This is a genomic window from Infirmifilum tikiterense, from assembly GCF_054696565.1.
In genome coordinates, this window is the sequence record NZ_CP182482.1 from 685,972 (window position 1) to 704,454 (window position 18,483).

An 18,483-nucleotide genomic window follows, 5' to 3' on the forward strand; every position below is an offset into this window, starting at 1 on the left:
AGGGCTTACGGCTACGTGAGGAAGGCGAGGATATGCAGCCACATCGCCACCGTCATGCTTTATCGGAGGCAGCTCCGGCTCCGCGCCTGACCAGCCCACGCGGCTCTCAATTCCATGATGCCGAGCGGGAGTGGGGTGCAAGCCTGACGCTCGCTATGCGATGACACGCACAGCCTAGGCATCGTTGCCCGAGCCCCCCGCGCATCTGACAGAGCAAGGGGATGCTGGGGAGTTGAGGGGGTGGCGCTACGGTTACCGGCGCTTCCTCTAATCCGGGCCGCCTGACCCGGTGGCCCGGCGCTTCACCGAAGATTTATAGCCCTCCTTTCAGCCGTATACGTGATGAGGGTTCGCGCTCTACCCCTAGCTCTTCTGACGACCCTACTACTCGCGGCCGGGGCTGTAGCACAGCCCTACAACCTTGCATCCGTCAACTGGGTGAAGTACGTAAAGCTCTCCGGAGGCAGGGACTTTGTCTCAGGCACATGCATCTTCGGCGACTATCTTGCTGTAGTTGGAGCAGCGGATATTTATCCAGCCTTAGTGCTACTCGACAGGAGCACTGGTGAGGTTGTAAGGAAGTGGGTGGGCAATTACTATGGCTTTTTCACTAGCTGCGTTTCGGTAGGAGATGCCCTTTATGTAGTAGGAGATGTTCTTTATCCAATAGATGGCTGGGAAAGGGGTGGTGTTATTTTAAAGTTCGACAAAAGCCTTAATCTTCTGAACAGAACCGGAATCCCCCCTGCTTTACGCCATTCTATCACCTACGATGGTGAGTACTTGTATTCCGGCGGTTATGCTTATGAAGACATCAACGGAGACGGTAATAACGAGGAGATATGGTACATTGAGAAGAGAACTAAGAGCCTGGAGCTCGTCAAATCTAAGGAGCTCTACGCTGGAGGCTGGAGAAAGGGAGAGATATGGGATGTGGGCGTTAACCCAGTGACCGACGAGCTGTGGGCAGTGGGATTCTACAATGACACCAGTAATAAATTTCACTCTTTAATCATCATCCTTGACAGAGAACTAAGGGAACTGAGGAGGATAGACTACCCCGAGGACCACGAGTACTACCTTGAGTTACTCCTTGGCGTATGCTTCGACAACGCCGGAAATGCGTATGTAGAGGGATGGCGGGGAATTGCAAAGTTCGATAAGAGTGGCAACGCTCTTAGAGTAAATAAAGAGTGGGGTATTAGCGGAATTAAAATTATTTATGCCAATGGATTTATATATACATTTGACTTAAAATCTTTAAATAACTATGAAAGGCATGCTTTCCATGTTTTAGACAGTCAACTGAACGCAGTAGGAGAGTACGTTCTAGGCAGATCTGCTAATGCATCTGCAGGTATTGCGCTTAGTAGTGGAAAGCCATGCTTCGACGGCAGAAACATCTACTTCGCTGGAGATGATTATTTTGTGCTTAATAAAGAGAATTGGTGGGTGGTTTACTCTATTGCGGTTAAGCCCTTACCTCCCGTGACGGTTGCAGTAGAGGGCTTGCCGCCGTCCTGCAGCGTCCCTGTTTACGTGAACGGGGTCCTCTACGGCTACCTTCAGGGGGGAGGGAGCATGGTGCTCAACGTCAGCGATATGAGGGTGACTGTTAGGGTTGGGCAGCCGGATGTGGGAGTGAACGACACGGTCTACGAGGCCGTGAACGACACATTAACTGTGAGCCCGGGCGGAAAAGCCGTCTTCCGCTACACCGCAGCGAAGTTCTACGTGGCGGTTTTGAGCAGCCTAGCCCCGGCACTCGGCTCGGGCTGGTATAGGAGGGGTGATGAGGCGAGGGTGGGATTGGAGGGCCTCAAGGACGGCTACTACTACGCCTCCGATGGGAGTGTCAGGTGCAGGTTTGAGGGCTGGGAGGTCAGGAAGGGAAATTTCAGCGTGCCCGCGGCTCCGAGCTTCTCGTTCAGCGTCTCTGGACCCCTGGTCCTTGAGGCGAGGTTCGGGCCCCCAGAGTACAGGGTCTGCATCGACAGCGCCTGCGGCTACTATGAGCCGGGCCACGTGGTCCCGCCGAGGCAAGATATACCTGAGCTGGGAGGCCTGCTCGTTAGGAGGTTTGAGGGCTACATCGACCCCAGCGGCAACAGCCTCGGCAGGAGCTTCACCGTAGACGGGCCAGTGCAGGCCATCTCAACATATAGGGTGGAGGTGAACCTGCTGCTCCTAGCCGCTATACTTGTAGTGCTTGCGCTCCTTGTGATAGCGGTCGTGCTTAAATCGATGAGGAAAGCCGAGAGGGAGGTGGGAGCGGGCGGAGGAGAGGCAAAAGCAGGCGGGGCAGGTCGGGTTGCCGCTGGGGAGCTTGCACGGGTGGAGGGCTACCTAGCTAGGCTCGAGGAGCTACGCCGCGAGGGGAGGGTGAGCGAGGAGGCATACAGGAGGCTCAGGGAGGAGTACGAGCGTGAGAGGGAGAGGCTCAGAGAGCTAAAGCCAGCGCAACAGGCAGAGCACCCAACACTCCGCACATGCCCGAAGTGCGGGGCACCCGTGGAGCCGGAGGCAAAGTACTGCTGGAAGTGCGGGGCGAGGCTATAGCGACACGGCGTAGCGGTGGAGCCAGAGGGGCGAGCCGCTCCCCGCTTCCAAGGGAGCACGCGGAGTTGCACTGCAGCGGCTGAGGCTCGGGTTTAGCTTACAAAGACAAATTTATATAGCATTCGAGGCGCCACTTCTTAGAGCGTTCTTGAGCCTCGAGCACAGCTACGAGGATCTGGTGGAGCAGGCCGCCAAGAGAGTTGAAGAGATATTCAAGAAAGGCAGGGGTGTGGTTGTCCTCGCGGGGCCCGGCTCCTCCCGCCTAGAGGTAGCCAGGAGGGTTCCGGAGTCGAGGGTCGTGAGCTACAAGCTCCCGGGCCTTGAGGAGCTACAGGGGGAGGGCCGCGCCGAGCTCCTGAGGTTTGAGGGCGCAGAGCCGCTCGTAGGCGGCAAGACTCTCGCCGAGTACATCGAAAAGTTAAGCCCCGCGAGGGTGATCGTGGTCCCGGAGAGCACCATAGAGGCGATCAGAGCTTATCGCTCGCTAAGCGAGAGGCTCGAGGAGGATAAGGTCGCCTTAGTCTTCACGCCCGGGGTCCACGAAGAGGAGTTGAAGAGGAGTGGCTTTAAGCCGCCCGGGGAGGCGGAGGTAGACTGCAGCGCGGCGTTCAAGGCCTTCAACGCTAAGCCTGAGGGCGGCGGCAAGGGCGTCTCGCTCAAGCTACTCCAGTACCACAGGACAGGGGAGTGGGAGAGGCTGAGGAGGGGCGCCGAGGCATTGAGGGCGCTGAGCCCCGGCCGCCTAGGCCTGAGGGGCGCGCTGGTAAATGCGGGCAGGAGGGCGCTTTCCTCGCTGGGGGAGAGGCTGGCCGAGGAGCTCTACGCCGTTGCTGGCGGCGCGGCGGTAGCCTCCGCGCTTGTAGCGCTGGCATCGCCGCTGGGATTGCCCGCGGTCGTGGCCCAGGCAGTTGGCTACAGCTTCCCCCCGAAGCTCCTCCTCGAGATCGCTAGGGAGCTGATCGGCGCAGGCGGCGGCAGGCCGGAGAGGGAGCACGTCAAGCGCTTGGCGGAGCTCATCCAGGCAGCCATCATCGCCAGCGAGTTCGTGGGCGACGAGAGGCTCGAGGGGGTGGCGGACGAGGTTGCCAGCCGGTGGGGCCTGAGCCTCGAAGAGTTCCACAAGCTCGTCGAGAACCTCCGCAAGCTGGCCACGCAGGAGGTAGCCACCGAGGACGATCTCAAGAAGCTCAGGGAGGAGGTCAAAGACGACCTCGAGGCACTCGAGCAGAGGCTCAGAGAGCTCTTCGAGCAGAGGATAGAAATCCTTGAAGAGAAGCTCGAGGACAGGCTGGGACAGCTCGAAGGGAGGATCAAGAAGCTCGAGAAAAGGGTCGGCAGGATCGAGGATCAGCTCAGGCCTCTCCGAGCCCTAACTAGGGTGTATCAGGAGCCGGGGGATCTGGGCTTCGACCTCGAGCGGGGGAAATTCTGGGTTGGGAAAGAGTACACCCTCGTCACCTCCGGTCGGTTCGTGGAGCACGCAGGCAAGCTGCTCGAGGCGCTGGAGCTCGGGGAGCTCGTGGTGGTCACGGGGCCTAGGGGCGTTGGCAAGTCGGTGCTGGCCAGGTACGCGCTCGCAAAGCTCCTCCAGAGCGGCCACTGGAGAGTGTACAGGGCGAAGACGCTCGACGAGGAGAGTGCGGCTGAGGTGGCCGATAGCCTGGCCAGAGTTGCGGACAACTCGCCCTGGAGGCTGGCGGTGCTCTACGACCCCTCGGCGCCGCTCTTCTACGAGCCGAAGCGCAAGGCCTCGCCGCGCCCAGACGTGGGCCCCACCGTGGGCGAGCTGGCGGGACTCCACAGGGCGCAGGGTGGTAGGGTGCCCGTGGTGGTCGTGCTACCCGAAGACCTCTACGAGCATGTGAAGGACGAGCTCGAGGGGGCCTACGTGCTCAGGGTCGATCTCAGGCAGGAGGATTTCCTAGCCGACATAGTCCGCGCCTACAGCAGGGGGGCTTGCGGCGAAAACGTGTACGAGAGCATCGCTGGGGAGATTACTGTAAAATATGAGGGCGGCTACACGCTCGTGGCTAGGTACGCTGGCGAGTGGCTTCGCGAGGCAGGGGGGTGCGACTGGGAGGCTGTTCGGGAGGCGCTCGGGACGGGGGCCGGGAGCGCCATGGCGTTCATAGCCCTCTTCATCTACAAGGCCGTGTTCAGGGGCAACCTCGACCTCTTCCAGAAGATGGCTGTGCCCTTCATAGCCCGCGCAGAGCTGGACCCGCTACCGCCGAAGTGGCTGGAGCGCTTCCCAGTCCTGGAAGAAAGAGGAGACGGGGGCTACGTGGTCAACTGCCTCGAGAACCCGCTCGAGCATTTAACAGAAAAGGAGAAGGAGTTCATCAGGGAGTGGCTCTCCCAGCCTAAGGAGGACATCGTCGAGGACGTGATCTGGCGTATAGCCCGTGGCAAGCTCTCCGGGAGGCTCCAAGAGCTCGCGGAGAAGGGACTGGTCGGCAAAGGGGTCTTAGAGACAGCGAGAGGGATGGAGGGGGGAGTGAAGCTGGTTAGGGAGGCGCTAGGGAGTGCGAGCTTCGACGGCGAGTGCAGAGAGAAAGACCCCATCGGGGTGCTCTTCAAGGCACTGGCTAGCGATCCGAAGCTCAGAAAGCTTGCGGAGGAAAACAGCTACCACTTCGTAGCCCTAGTGGGTCTAGCCCACACACTTCTCCCGGTGAAACCCCTCTTAGAGGAGGCTGGCTTCCCCGAGGGTCTTAAAGGATGGTTCACCGTCAGGGGCGAGATGCCACCATCAGCCAGGCGGTTCCTGGTTGAGGCTGCCCCCGCCTTCAGGCTCGCCGTAGACCCCTGCGAGGTCCTGAAGAGCGTTCACCAGCAAGCCGAGGAGGAAAAGGGGTACAGACTCACCTCGTTGTTAGCGGCTCTCGGCGCACTGGCGATCTCAGAGGGGGAGCCTGAGGGGTGCTTAGACGAGGCAGTTCTCGCTACAGGATTTGCGCTCAGAATAATACCGCTGTCGTTGTTGGTGATCCCTTACTTGGCTCGCATTCCGAAAGCCCCCCAGGGGCTTGTGGGGAAGCTTATGAGGGAGGGTTTGTGGCTCGAGGCAGTAAGCGTAGCGTACAGCGCGTCGAGGTGGGAAGCTTGGCTGGCCTCCGACCTCCTGCAGACCGTGGAGCGGGGGGCTGGTAGCTTGGAGAGGCTCGACCCGCTCACGCGCACGCTTTACGAGGAAGCAGACTACCTTGCACGAAGTGCACAAGATGAGTGGCTCGGGAAGTGGGCTGGGAGGGTTGAAGCCTTCCTGAACGGGCTGAAGGAGGACGTAGTGGGCCTCCACGCGAGGGCCCTGCTGGGAGCGAGGCTGGCGAATGCTCTCAGGACAATAGACCCCGGGATGGCGCTAAAGTGGGCTGAGGAGGCGCGCAGAGCCCTCGAGCAACTGGAGCGGCTCGACGGGAAAGAGCTCGCGGATAGCTTGGAGCCGTTATTGAAGGTCAGGGCCCCCTTCGTGGAGCGGGAGGAGGCCGCCAAGTTGTGGCTGGCGGATTTGAAGCTTACTGTGCTTTACGTGAGGGCTCTCATCGAGCTGATGGTCGACGCTGAGGAGGCGCTGAGGCTCGCGGAGGAGCTTCACGTAATCACTGAGAAGCTAGGGCCCTCAGAGCTTGCGCTTTCGCGCTCGCTCCGCGCCAGGGCGATGCTGCTGGCCGGCCTAAAGAGGGAGGACGTCATCGGGGAGATCAGGGAGAGCTGGGAGCTCGCGCAGGGTGAGGGATTCATCAACATCTCCGAAGATATTGTTGAAGGGACCACCGCGGAGTACGCGGCGTCTTTCCTCCTGGAGGGCATGACCCGGGAGGCGCTCGAACAGTACCGGGAATACGGCTTCCGCATCCGAGATCCAGAGTTCCGTGCCGCGCTTTTAGCCCTCTTGCTGGCCTTCGGCGCTGAGGAGGTGAGAGAAGACGTGAAGGAAGTGAGAGAGGAGTTCGAGGAGTACAGGCGCAGAGCCCTCGCGTACAGCGCCCCAGACCCCCTGGCAGCCGCGCTCTTCGTCCTATACGAAGAAATTTGGGAGGAAGAGGCTTGGTACAGCTTAGAGCCTCAGGAACACGAGGTCTTCGCGGACATCTTGGAGGTAGCTTGGAAAGGCGACGTGAACCTGCTGCTACAGCGGCTCAAGAAGCTACCCAGACTTGGCGAGCAGGTTCGCGAGCTTGAGCCCCACCTAGAGGGGCTTTCGGCGCTAGACGTTCTCGAAGCGATAGCCGCTCTGACAAATAGTAGAGCAACCTTCGTCGAGGTAGTGCGCCATGCCTGCCTGGAGGGGAGAGCTGGTCTAGCTAAGGCGCTCGCCGAGTACTGGCAGGAGGAGATGAGGGTGAGGGGCTTCGCTCTTACTGCGAGGCTGTGGGCTGATCTAGCGAAATCACTGGAGGGCGGTTGCGGTGAGGGGTTCAGGGAGGCGCTGGTCAGGCTGTTCTACTTACTGGTGTAGCGGCTCAGCGGCGTAGCCCACTCCTCGTGGTGGTGCTCGCGGGCTGGCAGAGCGTGCGCCGTTTGAAGCGCTCCCCGGCACTGAGGGGCTGTAGGCTTGACTGTGTTCAACCTCGGACTCAGGCGGGAGTGCGGGTCCCGGTCGCGGGTCAGGTTTAAGTGCCTGAATCACGCTATTCCCTCATGCCCGGTCGCGCTTTTCTGTACGTGGGCGACGTGTTCAGGCCCCTCCATCTGAGCCTAGGTGAGGTGCTTGAAGCGTGGGAAAGGGACAGGCTCGGGCTCTTCGAGCTTGTGAGGGGTGAGGTTGAGAGGGAGCTCGGGGAGGTGAGGGGCAGCGTGGAGGCCAGGCTCAAGACCCCTGCAGGCGAGCTGGGGCTGAAGCGGGAGAAGCTCAGCCCAGGGTAGCGCGAGGCCGCCCGGGAGCCTCCGCGCCGGCCGCAGGCGGCTCGAGGCGCCGCGAGAAAGGGGTAAGGCTGGGGGAGCGCCTGGAGGCATGTGTCCACGCGCGCTGAGCCAGCTACTCGAGACGCTAAAGGGTCAAGGCGCCCGGCTGGGGCGCAGGCTGGGTGAGCCTCCTAGCGGGAGCAGGTGATTTAGTTACCCTCTCTCACTTCCTCCAGAGGTAGATTTCACTCCATCTGGGGCTCCGTTGGGATACCTCATAGTCGGCATCTTTTTCAGCTCCACCTATGCAGGACATCAACCCCTACTCCATTACCGTGTCCTATCGCTATTCTCCCCAGCCTTTTTTATTTAGCAATTTATCTATCACATCTCGCGGTATAAGGTCATGCGAGCTATCAATGCTGCAATAGAGACTATGGAGGTAGTGGAATAGGAGAGTGTGTCCCTGCTGACACTAGGTACTCTTCTGCTGTGCCTATCTATCTTTGCGTGGGTTAACTTTTATAGTATACATATTCGCTTAAGTCTGGCAAAAATATGTCACAGTAAGGAACTTTATCTTTAATCACTGCTGGTTTTCTAGTTGAAAGGAAGTTTAACGTGTATGTTTTATCGTTTAGCAGAAGCTCGTCTGGAGACCTTTGGTAGAGGAGAGAAATGTCTGAAGGTAGAATGATGAAAGAAGGTTCTCCATGAACCCAATATGCTCTATCTGTACTTAAAGGATAGGCTGTATCTGAAATAAATTGAGGTAGACCTATAGAATAGGCGTTTAAAATTGATTGGTCGTTTCTCTGCTCCTCTGGCTTTGGTCTTTCATAAACTGGGCCAAGTACACGATCTGATAAAGATTTTCCATATATGTAAAGATTTATTTTCGCTATATTGCTTCCCTTATCGAGCAAAAGAGTTATATCTTTCTCCCCTTCTGGAGAAGTATTAGGAAAATAATTAAATTTAGGATCCTCAGAAACTAAAAGCCTATGTCTATAATTTCTTATCCACTCCTTAGCAGACCATCCGTAAGCCAAAGGTTTATCAGGATTTTTTATTACATCTACAACACTATTGTGTCCTTGGTCAAAATAGTTTAAGTTATCCGTTGCGATTTTCAAAGCTATTTCTGGTCTATATACTTTAAAAGTTGGGGTGTAGGGTCCGTTGGTGTGAGGCATAAAATCTGGATATTTCTCCCATCCTAGCACAGACTCTTGCCAAACATTGTAAAACAGGCTTTGAGGTAAAACTTTTTGCCTCATCCAATAGTCAGCTATAACGTATCTGCTTGGATGATCGCTTGGTATTAAAGCCAATAACTCTTCCGGCTTCAGCCCTAAAACCATCTTCCCCTTTCTCGTGTAGTTCGCCAAAGTTGAAAAATCCTTGTTTACTATCTCCCTCAAGCTATATTTTGTTCCGTTAACGGTTAGATATTGATTATAATCTACCTTCAACCACTTTGCTATTGCTGAAGCCTGCTTGGTTAAAGCCCAAGCAGCATAAGGGAACTCCTTTGAGTCGTTCAAGTTGTCATTAACAATGTAAACGAGAATCGGTGTTTCTTCGTAAACTATAGGCTGTTGTTTGCTCAAGCCGGTAACTATTATCGGATTGCCTTCAGTGAGGTTTAACACGTTCCAGAGAGCCGGGCGGCCGAAAGCTGATACAGGGTTTCCTTCAACAGCTGTTAAGTTTCCCAGAAAGTTTAAGCTTGTATCGCTTAAGCTTCTTTCATTTAGATCGTACAAAGCTTTAGAAAGCTGTAGCAGAGTTACAGCTTTATCCGCCACGTTGGGATCGCTGTAAACTTTCTGCTTTGCTGCATCTAGCAAGGCAGAATTTCCGACGTATAAGTGAAGCATCGCCAGTATGCCGAGCTTGTTAACAGGATAGGATTTCTCTATCAGATCCTTATACTGGTTGAAAAACTGCCTCGTTTGAGAGAAAGAAAAACCGTTTTCTAAACCATAGAAGGTAAAAGCGTCTTCTAAAGACCAGTTTACGGCGATGCTTGCCGAGGCCGTGTTCCCGAAGGGGTCTGTGACGTATATCTTCGCTTGCAGGGTCTCCGGGCTGTCCCCCAGGCTCAAGTTGTAGGCATAGAGGCCGTTTTGGATCTTTACCATGGAGTGGTTGCTCGCTTTGTACTCGATCAGGGCTATAGCAATTCCCGAGGAGTCGCTCGCGTTCACAGTGACGGTTGCCAGGCCCAGCTCAGCCCTCTCCTCGACGCTCACCGAGTGTATCGCGGGCCTGTCGGAGAGCTCGAGGACCCTCGTGAGCAGCGCGCTGCCAGTCTCGGGGTCTAGGACGCTCACCCTGTAAGCACCCTCTCCCCTAAGCTCGAGCCTCGCAACCCAATAGCTACAGGCGTAGGCGGCGCTCAGCCTCTGGGCGTTGCCCGCGGGGGTCTCGACGACTAGGGGGATGTAGGGTGTGGGGGTTGCGTTACGCGCGTACACCCTGAAGACGACGACACCGCTCCCCAGCTCGGCATCGACACCGATAACATCGAGCCCCCTTCTTGGCTCCGGGAGGCTGTGTTGGGTGAGGCGGAGCGCGAGCAACACCAGGGCGGCGAGGAGTAGCGCTAGGGCGGGTATGAGGGCTGTGCGGCGCAACCAGGAACCCGGTTAAGCCAGCGGAGGCGTGGGCTTTAAGCCTTACGCCGCCCAGCCCAGCCCACTCAGGGGCTCTGCTACGGTAGAGGGAGCTAAGCCGACACGCCACCGCGCCTCAGGAGCCTCAGGGCCGACTCGCCGAACGCCACTTCCTCGACGCTGTAGCCGAGCAACAAAAGGAGGCCGCAGGCACGCTCGGCGAGGTAGACGTACCTCACGTCGCCGACCGCCACCTCTTTCACGAAGCCAGCCGCGCGTAGCCTCTCGAGTGCGCCGGCTATGTACCTCGTGTTCCTCGTGCCGAAGGCCCTGCTGAGGGGCTTCGGCTGCCTGAGCCGCCAGAGCGTCTTCGCGAGGCCGGTGAGCTCGAGCCACCTCGCCACGCTCTCCCACACCTCCCTGTCTACCTCGACCATCACAGCCAAGCGCGTGTAGGAGTTTATAAGCGTTCACAGGTGCCGTGACCGCGATGAGCTGAGAGTCTTAAGGGGTTGCTCGAACACCCTCCCGCAACCCCTTCTCAAGTCTGCTGGAAGCGAGGGAAGACGCGGGTCGAACACGGAAGAAACAGGGAAAAGCTAAAAAGTAGCACTGCTACGTTGATGGTTGTGCTCGGCACAATTGCGGGCATCGAATCGCTCAAGTATGCGGACGTTGTTCGCATAAAAATCGAGGCGGCAGAGGGCTTAGCCGTAGTAGAGTTGCCTGTGAAAATTTTGAGGGAAGCCGGTGTTGAACCGGCCCAGGGTATGCGGGTTGAATTGAGAGTCGACGCTACGCCCTCTGACATCGAGAGCTGGGACATAGTGCTAGGTGCAGAAGTGTATTCTAGGCAAGAGTCGCAAAATGCTCTTCTCGCCTCCGCCGGCGGCTTACAAGTCGTTTTCCCAGAGAGTATCGCCAAAGATACAGCTGGCGTGGGTAGCAAAGTCTACATCAAGCTAAGGTTTCCAAAGGGATAAAGGCAGCAGCTCTCTTTTTTTAAGTCTGAGCACAAGCTCATACAGGCTTCGTGCCTAGACAAGGCTTACCTGTAAACTCTCAGCTCGATTGTTAACCGAGGAACAATAAATATAAGGTGGTGAAGCGGGAGCATATGGTGACGCGCTGCTCTATGGTTGACGTAAAGGTGCTTGAGGCACTATTAGAGTGGACCCGCTCGAATAACGCCGTGATAGATGTCTACTTTCAGGAAACCGGTTACAGGCTGAGGATAGACAGAATGTTTAGAGCCGTTGATCCCGGTGGAAACATAGTACCTTGGGCTAGAGCTTTCGGGACGAAAAAGCTCTCAGACCTCTTTGACACGTTCAAGGTTAAGCAAGTGAGCCTTAGACGCGCGGATACCCAGCAGACCTTCCGAAGTTTAGAGGAGTTACTGAAAAACGTTCACGTCTAGCTCGGACACCTGAGGGTAGTATGCACTTAAGGTACGCTCTGCTAGTAACACTGGTAGGGGCTCTGGCATCTTCCCAGCCTATTCTGAGTGTAAAGTACTTGCTCGTGACGAGCCTGTACGTTGAAGGGCAAGGTGTTGTGGATCGAGAAGTGTTCTCACGCGTCTTCCTTATTGCCCCGTCCATACCTGGATGGCAGAACCTATCGTCAGCTACGCTCTACGTCGACTCAAGGAAAACCAGCTTCGCCCTCGAGCGGGACCCTCAGGGAAACATCTACGCGTACCCTGGCGACATCGAGTACTCAGGAAGCATAAACATAACACTCGTTCAAGAGGTAGAAGTCGCAAGCCCCCCTTTCCGCCGTATAGCAGATCTGCCAGAAGTTGTGGATGTTGCAGCTCCATCACTAAGCGAGATGGCTAAGTCGCAATTCTGGGGTTGCAACTCCTCATTGAAGAAATTCGCCGATGTAGTAAGCCTCGCCAAGAGCCTGGGCTCCTCTTCTGCTTCTGGCAGAGACTTCATCTTAAACGCGGCGGACTGGGTTCGCAGGAACGTAAAATATACTCGAGATACACGGGGAGGGGTTAAATGCCCAGCAGAAACTCTGTCGACCTTAGAGGGAGCGTGCGGCGACGTACACGCTCTTTTCACGGCTTTACTCAGGATTAAAGGGATAAACTCTTACCTCGCTTACGCGCTTGTATACTCCCCACAAGCTAACTTAACAATAAGAGAAGGTAAGTGGTTTTATCAATTGAGAGGAGCCGAGCCGCACATTTTCAGCATGGTAGAATCTCGCGGAGAAAGCTTCCCGGTCGACTTAACTGCCAATACAGAGAACGACCCCCGGAGGCTCGTGAGAGGCTCCGCGGTAAATCAGCTCGACTCGCTGATAGTTCTAGCTTGGATTAAGCGGGGAGATCCCAACGACTTCCTCGCGATACCGGCGCCGACGGGAGCAAGCAAGATAAGCTTAGCGTTCAGAGTAACACGCGAGAGCCTAAGCCTCGGAGATAACGTCTTGCTGCTCCTGGCAGTTTTGTTGGCGGTGGCACTGGCGCTGAGAAAAGAGAGGTCTACTTGAGTGGGGTGCCGCAGAACGGACATATTATGTGCAGGTCGCCATAAGGTAGCTCACGGCCGCACTTGGGGCATCTTTTCACATCAGCCTGAGCGACGGGTGGCGTAGCTTGAAGCTCTACTGCTCGCGGCTGCGCGGCAGCGATCGGGACTGAAGCGGGTACCACTGCTCTAGGTTGCCGGGTCACAGGAGGAGCCTGGGCTCTCACAACCTGAGGTGGACGAAGGATTGGGGATGAGAGTTGAGCCTCCTGTACCTGGACGGGGCGGGTAGCTTTAGGCTGATACGCCTGTGCAACAGGGGCTTGGGGCTGAACGGCTCCAACCTGGGGAGTGGGTGGGCTCTGCCGTACCAAACCACTAAGTCTCATGTAGAGCTTAAACGCGTAAGCCTCCTCGAGAAAGCTGATAGCGAGGAACAGTCCTGCAGCTGAAGCAGAAGTAGAGAGCAAGATAAAAACAGCCTGAACGTTATCCCCTCCTATTTTTAAGAACACCAAGGCTGCTGCGAGGAGTGGTGTCATTACTGCGAATACGCCCGCTATAAGAGCCAGCATCTTTTTCTTGCTGAACTCCGCGTCGACAGGGTCGACTGTTTTCTGTTTTACCTGCTTGCTCTGTTTCGGCAAGCTTGCTCACTGTGGAAGGGGTATTACGGCTATTAATGTTGTGCGGCTAAAAGTCTCTTTACGACTGCTTGCTCACCCTCGATCTCTATTTCAGCCATTGTGCTTTCGGCTATGGTTTTCAAGATGTCCTCATCGTCTAATACTAACCTGGGGGAGGAGAGCTTCACCTCCAGCCCAAGTGCATCGGCAAGTTCTTGAAGCGTGTAGGCTATGTCCCGCACTTTGCTTTTAACATCGACCACCGAGTCTAAGGCGTCCAGCAGGTGTTTCTGAACCTGCAAGAGTGCTTTCTTCTGCCCATCGCTCAACTCGCTACTGCTGAGTAGGTCCTCCACAATCTCAAGGGCTTTTATGACGTGAGACCTCATACAGTATTATTCTCTCCAGCAGTGCTACAAAACGTGAAACCTAGCTCGGGAGATGAGCTTCGACTCTCATACGGAAATCACACCAGTGTATTACTTCCCCTAAGGAACCTAAGCGCTCCGAGGCGTTTACCGCAAACATGTAACTAACGCCTCAGCTTGAGAAGATTGGTTATCCTATAGATGGCTGGGGGGTGTCTAGACGGCACTATCCTTAACGTCCTGTATTTGCCCGAGCTGGCCAGCTCGGGATATTCGAGTTTTACAAGTGCACTAATAACATCGTGAGCTGATGTGCAGTGCGCGGCCTCTACGTCTGCCGATAACTCGGCGTTTTGTGAAAGCTTTAAGAAAACAGCCGTAAAGAACGCGAGGTAGGCTAGCAGTACTCCAATTGGAAGTTGCACTACGGACAGCAAGTACGATCTGAAGATGTACTCTAAACTCGCTACCGTAAATAGCTTGAGAGAGTCTTTATGCTTTAGGTGAGCCAGCTCGTGGGCGAGCACCGCTTCAAGCTCGCGCTCGTTCAAGTCCAAAAGCAGTCCTGCGGTGACGTAGACTTTCGAGAAGGAGGGGAAGAAGCCTAGAGTGTAAGCGTTTCTGCTACCCGACGGGGTGATGCAGAGTTTAACCTTAAAGCCGTACTTTTTATGAAGGCGAGAGAGGATTGACCCCAGGTTGAGCTCCTTTAAGCTTATCCTCTTGAAATCTACGCCAACGTCGTGGAGGACGCGTTCAGCGGTGTCAACGGATAAGTCAGCGCTCTTCGTGAGAATATGCTTGGCTACCGCTATTGCCAGAAGATCTTCTTCTCTGATCTCTTCGACCACCACGCGTAGAAGCGTAACTCGCCGGCAACACTTGGGGATTTCAAGGCGTCTAACCCGGAGGCTCAAAAGAGGAGCAAAAAGCAGCATCGTGAATGTAACCAGGGTGGTGATGAGGCTGACCTCAAAGAGGCTTTTAATTCCTAGAAGCATGAGGAAGAGAGGCGTGAGTGTAGTTATGAGTAGGTAAACTGCCAGAGCCCAGCCTCTCAGCCTTTGAAGTAATCCCTTGCCCAACGCATCCGGGCTAGTGGGGAGCTGCTCCCCGTCTGTGAGCAAAAGCACGATCTCTGGAACTGGATTACACTTCGAGGCGAAGTACCCGAGCATTCTGTTCTTAAATTCCATTACGGCGTCAAGGCTCTCCGAGCAGGCCTTAACGGTGCCGCCATTGTACTCGATGAAAACCTCTATGGCAGCTTTCTCGGCGCGAAATCCATTTTCCCCTTCTCTTTCAACGCTGTAGCCTACCTGCTTGACAGCTGTTACAAAGTCAGCGACAGAAAAATCCTCATCAAGACAGATGAGAGGGATAAAGAATAGTATGCATTTATTCCCGTGCCGGCTCATTATCTTCTCCGGGAAAGTCTTAGCCTATTTCTATTTCTGCCGTGTCTTTCTCCTTTCTAGGTCGGAAGAAGAGCGCGGCCGTCACTGCAGTTGCGGCAGACACTGCTGCTACCTCTGTTGCGGTCACAGGTCCGACGAATGGGAGGTCAAGCAGTATGCCAGTGTTGAGGTCCACTGCCTGGTCTCCGTCAAGGGTGACCTTTACTGTGCTGGTGATTCTCTTGTACTGTGCCGTTACCGTGTATGTGCCTCTTGGGAGCTGTGTGAATACCGCGCTTCCCGAAGCGTCACTCTCGAGGCTTTGCGAGTAGTTCCCGTTGCTCACCGTGACTACAGCTCCCGCGAGGGGACCTCCCAGGGCATTCTTAACGTTCACGGTCATTGTGTAGACTTTGCACTCGATGTTGAACTCTGTGTCCATTAGAGTTCCCAGAGTGAAGGTCGTAAGCGTCGCGCCCTTGAATGTAGCGGATACCGAGTACACTCCTGGGGCGTAGACGTTAAGCTGGGCTGAGCCGTCAGCCCCGCTCACAGCGTTGATGCTCAAGGGACCAGACATGGAGACCTGAACGCCTGGCACAGGGTTGCCCTTGGGATCCTTGAAGACCATCTTTATGGGCTTCCAAGCTATGGAGATGAAGTATTCACCCTCCTCAACGCTATCTCCGTTCTTCACCTGGACGGCAGCCTCGTTCTTCTCAAGCACGATGGTCCTCCATGTGCCGAGCCAGTCTGCTGTGTAGTTCTCGATATCCTCGAACTTCTGACCGCTGGGGACCGTGACCGAGGTAATCGTGGTCATTGGGGGCACCTGGACCACCAGGTAAGCTGCGTAGGCATCTGCGATATCCTTCTTATTGATGGTAGCAGTGAGACCTCTAGGTGTCCACGTCCCTACTTCCCGGTAGTAGACAGGAATTATCATAGCCTGGATGTCATGACCCTCGTTGTTGACTATCTTGGCGGTAGTTCCGTAGACGATGAAGGCTTTTATCCAGTAGTGCATCAGGAACGGCGGGATCAGCAGTGAGGCGCCTCGAACCTCGAACTCCTCGCTTCTCTCGAAAGCGAGGTCGACAAGATTTCCCTCAACGGTAGCGCTATTCGTGAGAGGACCAGGGGCAACGGAGTACAGCACAACTATGAAGCCGAGCGGATTCCACCCGGCCTTGCCCCTTATAGAGTAGCTCTTGAAGGTCTTTGCCGGGATAGTGGTCTCCGTGAAGCGGTCCTCTATGACTAGGAAGGCGTTGGGAAGCTTGTACTCCTCACCCTGCGAAAACTCGATCGTGTATTTGCCATACCCAATCGAAGAGACATCTATCTCAACATGCTTCGGGTCGACCTTGAAAGCCCCAGCGGGGACGGCTGCCTGAACGTCCATTCTGATCAAATCGTTCCCGAAGGGGTCGATCACGGTCTTAACTGCATACGGTGCGTAGTTGTCTATAGTTACCCTAACCGAAACGCTGAGCCCGGTGTCCTTGAACTCGCTCGTATCCACGGTGACGTTGTCCTGTAAGGGCACCCACGTTGTTTTCCTAAAGACTGTGACGAGCCGAGCCTTCACCGTACCGTTAAAGCCGTTGGAGCCGAGGACTACTTCTCCGGAGTAGGAAGTCACGGACGTCAGTCTGCCCATGCTCTCGCTGACCTTATCGTACTTTACGGGAACTATCTGTGGGGGCGCCTTCCCCTCGAAAATCACGCTGAAGGACTCGAGGACGTAGCCTGGAGGAGTGGCGGTGCTTGAGAGCGTTATAACGCTTTTGCTCCCGAAATCCAGCTCGGCGCTTTCTTCCGTCCTGAGTATGTAATCGAGCTTGACGTAGAAGACCTGACTACCTTTGTCTGCGAGTGCTACAAGTGCGACGTTAAGGGCCAGCAGTAGCAGTAACATGACCCCGACTATTCTCATGCTGTCTCGAACAAACATCCTACCATATCCTTCAAATTTAAGGTTCAGACAATCTTTAGCAGTAGAATTCCACAAAGACTTTTTTCTTACGTTTGTATTATCCACAGTGATCTTCACCTCTCTGGGCGGTGGCACGGTGCGAAGCAACAACTAGCGAGCTGAAACCAGCCCTTTATTTTAAATTGTCTCACAAATGTGGCCTAGGAGCGAAGCGCCGGGGCCGGGATTTGAACCCGGGACCGCCCGGTTAACAGCCGGGCGCTCCACCTGGCTGAGCTACCCCGGCTCAGACTATAGCTTCAACGACCTTCTATTTAAATAAATTTTCTCCGGGGAAGTCAGATTCTCGAGAAACGCCTACCTGCGCAGGAGAATAGTCGCTCGTCTAACAGGTTATCGCAGATCATTCGTTCTGGAGGTTTGCGTTGCTGTTGCCTTCGGCTTTTCTTCAAGTTAGGGCTAACTGGGAAAGAGCCGCGGCTTAGACGCTGTTGATTGTAGGGCTCAGCGGGAATAGGGATTTCAAGCTGTTAAGATATAATGAAGGCTTAGAACCCGAGATCGTATTGCTATTGAATTCTTGTGGGGGTGCGGAAGAGATATTAGTTAGTTTTTAAAAGAGGAAACAGGGGTGAAGGCTTCAGTGCCGAGAGTGCTCTCTGAGAAGAACTTGACGCTCGCTGAGCTGCGGGAGCTGCTTGAGAAGGTTGAGCAGACGAGGGAGCTCACGGGCCTTGAGCGATACACGGTGGAGTACGCTAGGAAATTCGCCAAAATCGAGGATCCTGCTAAATCGCGCCGGGTAGTGGAGGAGCTGATGAAGACCTTTGACTTTCCGGAGGACATTGCAGTGCAGCTAGTGAATATCAAGCCCAGGGATCCGGGTGAGGTTCGTCTAGTGCTTTCCCCGCTTAATAAACTGTTCTCGGAGGAAGACTACAGGCGGATCATCGAGATGGTCAATGAGTAGTTTAAGGCGTTTTTAAAGCGGTGTGAAGAACGTGTCTGGACGTGATTTTCGAAAACCCCTCAAACCACCGGAGAATCAGGTCTACATACTGGATGTCTTACCCTATGGGGATCCCGTACGGGGGATCTCCCACCCCCTGGTTCAGAGCATAGGGGATGAAAAGTTCCTGCTCATTGAACTGAGACCGGAAATCGGCGTGCTTTCAAGTTTACGACCCGGTGAGAAGCTGGACCTGGCTACGGGTGTTGAGGCCAAGGTCGTTCACTTCCTTCGAGTAATAAGGTACGAGGACCTCACTGGTAATGCTAAGGCCATACTGAAGGACGTTGTCACAAGTATAGTGCTTAGCAAAGAAAAAGTCTTCGTAGAATTCTTTAACAGAGCTCAGCCGCTCTCGAAGAAAGCCCACGAGTTGGAGCTCTTGAAGGGTATCGGGAAGAAAACTCTCTGGAAGATACTCGAGGAGCGCAGCAGAAAGCCTTTCGACTCCTTTGCGGAAATCGAAAAGAGGGTTGGGATAAAACCCGTTGAACTGATCGTTAACAGGATCCTAGAGGAAATCAGCGAGCCCCAAACACACTATCTCTTTGTGAATCCGCCATATGGTCCCACCCGTGTCGGTGATGCGTTGCAAAGGCGGGAGCGTTACAAGCCTTTTTAACTAACGTA

General features: G+C 55.1%; 14 protein-coding genes and 1 tRNA gene. 9 read left to right on the forward strand and 6 right to left on the reverse strand.

Annotation, left to right across the window (positions count from 1 at the left end; translation table 11 throughout):
• Positions 1–342 precede the first annotated feature (342 nt).
• The 3 genes from ACNO7C_RS03790 to ACNO7C_RS03800 all read left to right on the forward strand — a co-directional run bounded on the left by ACNO7C_RS03790 (position 343) and on the right by ACNO7C_RS03800 (position 7,428).
• The gene (locus ACNO7C_RS03790; RefSeq protein ID WP_460025649.1) at positions 343–2,559 is read left to right on the forward strand and encodes a DUF7577 domain-containing protein; all 2,217 of its coding nucleotides are present in this window, start codon (positions 343–345) and stop codon (positions 2,557–2,559) included.
• A 148-nt stretch (positions 2,560–2,707) separates the two neighbouring features.
• Entirely contained in the window at positions 2,708–7,021 is a 4,314-nt protein-coding gene (locus ACNO7C_RS03795; RefSeq protein ID WP_460025650.1) for a hypothetical protein, read from the forward strand.
• A 182-nt stretch (positions 7,022–7,203) separates the two neighbouring features.
• Positions 7,204–7,428: a hypothetical protein gene (locus tag ACNO7C_RS03800; RefSeq protein ID WP_460025651.1), complete on the forward strand. Its 225-nt coding sequence runs from the start codon at positions 7,204–7,206 to the stop codon at positions 7,426–7,428.
• 494 nt (positions 7,429–7,922) lie between these two features.
• On the opposite strand, the gene ACNO7C_RS03805 is transcribed toward ACNO7C_RS03800, so the two are convergent.
• Together ACNO7C_RS03805 and ACNO7C_RS03810 are read right to left on the reverse strand one after the other, a co-directional pair.
• The gene (locus ACNO7C_RS03805) at positions 7,923–10,049 is read right to left on the reverse strand and encodes a hypothetical protein (RefSeq protein WP_460025652.1); all 2,127 of its coding nucleotides are present in this window, start codon (positions 10,047–10,049) and stop codon (positions 7,923–7,925) included.
• A 92-nt stretch (positions 10,050–10,141) separates the two neighbouring features.
• Positions 10,142–10,465 carry a hypothetical protein gene (locus tag ACNO7C_RS03810; RefSeq protein ID WP_460025653.1) on the reverse strand — a complete coding sequence of 108 codons (324 nt, stop codon included), beginning with the start codon at positions 10,463–10,465 and terminating at the stop codon, positions 10,142–10,144.
• Positions 10,466–10,651: 186 nt separating this feature from the next.
• Here ACNO7C_RS03810 and ACNO7C_RS03815 point away from each other — a divergent pair, with 186 nt between their 5' ends.
• From ACNO7C_RS03815 to ACNO7C_RS03830, 4 genes are all read left to right on the forward strand, one after another.
• Positions 10,652–11,011, forward strand: a complete 360-nt coding sequence (locus tag ACNO7C_RS03815) for a hypothetical protein (protein WP_460025654.1) — start codon at positions 10,652–10,654, stop codon at positions 11,009–11,011.
• Between the two features lie 152 nt (positions 11,012–11,163).
• Positions 11,164–11,448: a hypothetical protein gene (locus ACNO7C_RS03820; RefSeq protein ID WP_460025655.1), complete on the forward strand. Its 285-nt coding sequence runs from the start codon at positions 11,164–11,166 to the stop codon at positions 11,446–11,448.
• Between the two features lie 20 nt (positions 11,449–11,468).
• On the forward strand, positions 11,469–12,536 hold the full coding sequence (locus ACNO7C_RS03825; RefSeq protein ID WP_460025656.1) for a transglutaminase-like domain-containing protein: 1,068 nt from the start codon (positions 11,469–11,471) through the stop codon (positions 12,534–12,536).
• 238 nt (positions 12,537–12,774) lie between these two features.
• Positions 12,775–12,966 (forward strand): hypothetical protein, encoded by a 192-nt coding sequence (locus ACNO7C_RS03830; protein WP_460025657.1) that lies wholly within the window; start codon positions 12,775–12,777, stop codon positions 12,964–12,966.
• 227 nt (positions 12,967–13,193) lie between these two features.
• Here ACNO7C_RS03830 and ACNO7C_RS03835 read toward each other — a convergent pair whose 3' ends face one another.
• The 4 genes from ACNO7C_RS03835 to ACNO7C_RS03850 all read right to left on the reverse strand — a co-directional run bounded on the left by ACNO7C_RS03835 (position 13,194) and on the right by ACNO7C_RS03850 (position 17,130).
• Entirely contained in the window at positions 13,194–13,529 is a 336-nt protein-coding gene (locus ACNO7C_RS03835) for a hypothetical protein (RefSeq protein WP_460025658.1), read from the reverse strand.
• 143 nt (positions 13,530–13,672) lie between these two features.
• The gene (locus tag ACNO7C_RS03840; protein ID WP_460025659.1) at positions 13,673–14,926 is read right to left on the reverse strand and encodes a M48 family metallopeptidase; all 1,254 of its coding nucleotides are present in this window, start codon (positions 14,924–14,926) and stop codon (positions 13,673–13,675) included.
• Between the two features lie 19 nt (positions 14,927–14,945).
• Positions 14,946–16,862, reverse strand: a complete 1,917-nt coding sequence (locus ACNO7C_RS03845; RefSeq protein WP_460025660.1) for a carboxypeptidase-like regulatory domain-containing protein — start codon at positions 16,860–16,862, stop codon at positions 14,946–14,948.
• A 194-nt stretch (positions 16,863–17,056) separates the two neighbouring features.
• Positions 17,057–17,130, reverse strand: a tRNA-Asn gene (locus ACNO7C_RS03850).
• A gap of 357 nt (positions 17,131–17,487) precedes the next feature.
• Here ACNO7C_RS03850 and ACNO7C_RS03855 point away from each other — a divergent pair.
• Both ACNO7C_RS03855 and ACNO7C_RS03860 read left to right on the forward strand, forming a co-directional pair.
• On the forward strand, positions 17,488–17,814 hold the full coding sequence (locus ACNO7C_RS03855) for an RNA polymerase Rpb4 family protein (protein WP_460025661.1): 327 nt from the start codon (positions 17,488–17,490) through the stop codon (positions 17,812–17,814).
• A 22-nt stretch (positions 17,815–17,836) separates the two neighbouring features.
• Positions 17,837–18,475: a DUF655 domain-containing protein gene (locus ACNO7C_RS03860; protein ID WP_460025662.1), complete on the forward strand. Its 639-nt coding sequence runs from the start codon at positions 17,837–17,839 to the stop codon at positions 18,473–18,475.
• Positions 18,476–18,483: the final 8 nt, after the last annotated feature.

Coding starts and splice junctions, on each gene's coding strand:
- ACNO7C_RS03810 (WP_460025653.1), bottom strand. CDS start 10,465: ATGGTCGAGGTAGACAGGGAGGTGTGGGAGAGCGTGGCGAGGTGGCTC.
- ACNO7C_RS03845 (WP_460025660.1), bottom strand. CDS start 16,862: ATGTTTGTTCGAGACAGCATGAGAATAGTCGGGGTCATGTTACTGCTA.
- ACNO7C_RS03815 (WP_460025654.1), top strand. CDS start 10,652: ATGGTTGTGCTCGGCACAATTGCGGGCATCGAATCGCTCAAGTATGCG.
- ACNO7C_RS03820 (WP_460025655.1), top strand. CDS start 11,164: ATGGTTGACGTAAAGGTGCTTGAGGCACTATTAGAGTGGACCCGCTCG.
- ACNO7C_RS03825 (WP_460025656.1), top strand. CDS start 11,469: ATGCACTTAAGGTACGCTCTGCTAGTAACACTGGTAGGGGCTCTGGCA.
- ACNO7C_RS03790 (WP_460025649.1), top strand. CDS start 343: ATGAGGGTTCGCGCTCTACCCCTAGCTCTTCTGACGACCCTACTACTC.
- ACNO7C_RS03835 (WP_460025658.1), bottom strand. CDS start 13,529: ATGAGGTCTCACGTCATAAAAGCCCTTGAGATTGTGGAGGACCTACTC.
- ACNO7C_RS03840 (WP_460025659.1), bottom strand. CDS start 14,926: ATGAGCCGGCACGGGAATAAATGCATACTATTCTTTATCCCTCTCATC.
- ACNO7C_RS03800 (WP_460025651.1), top strand. CDS start 7,204: ATGCCCGGTCGCGCTTTTCTGTACGTGGGCGACGTGTTCAGGCCCCTC.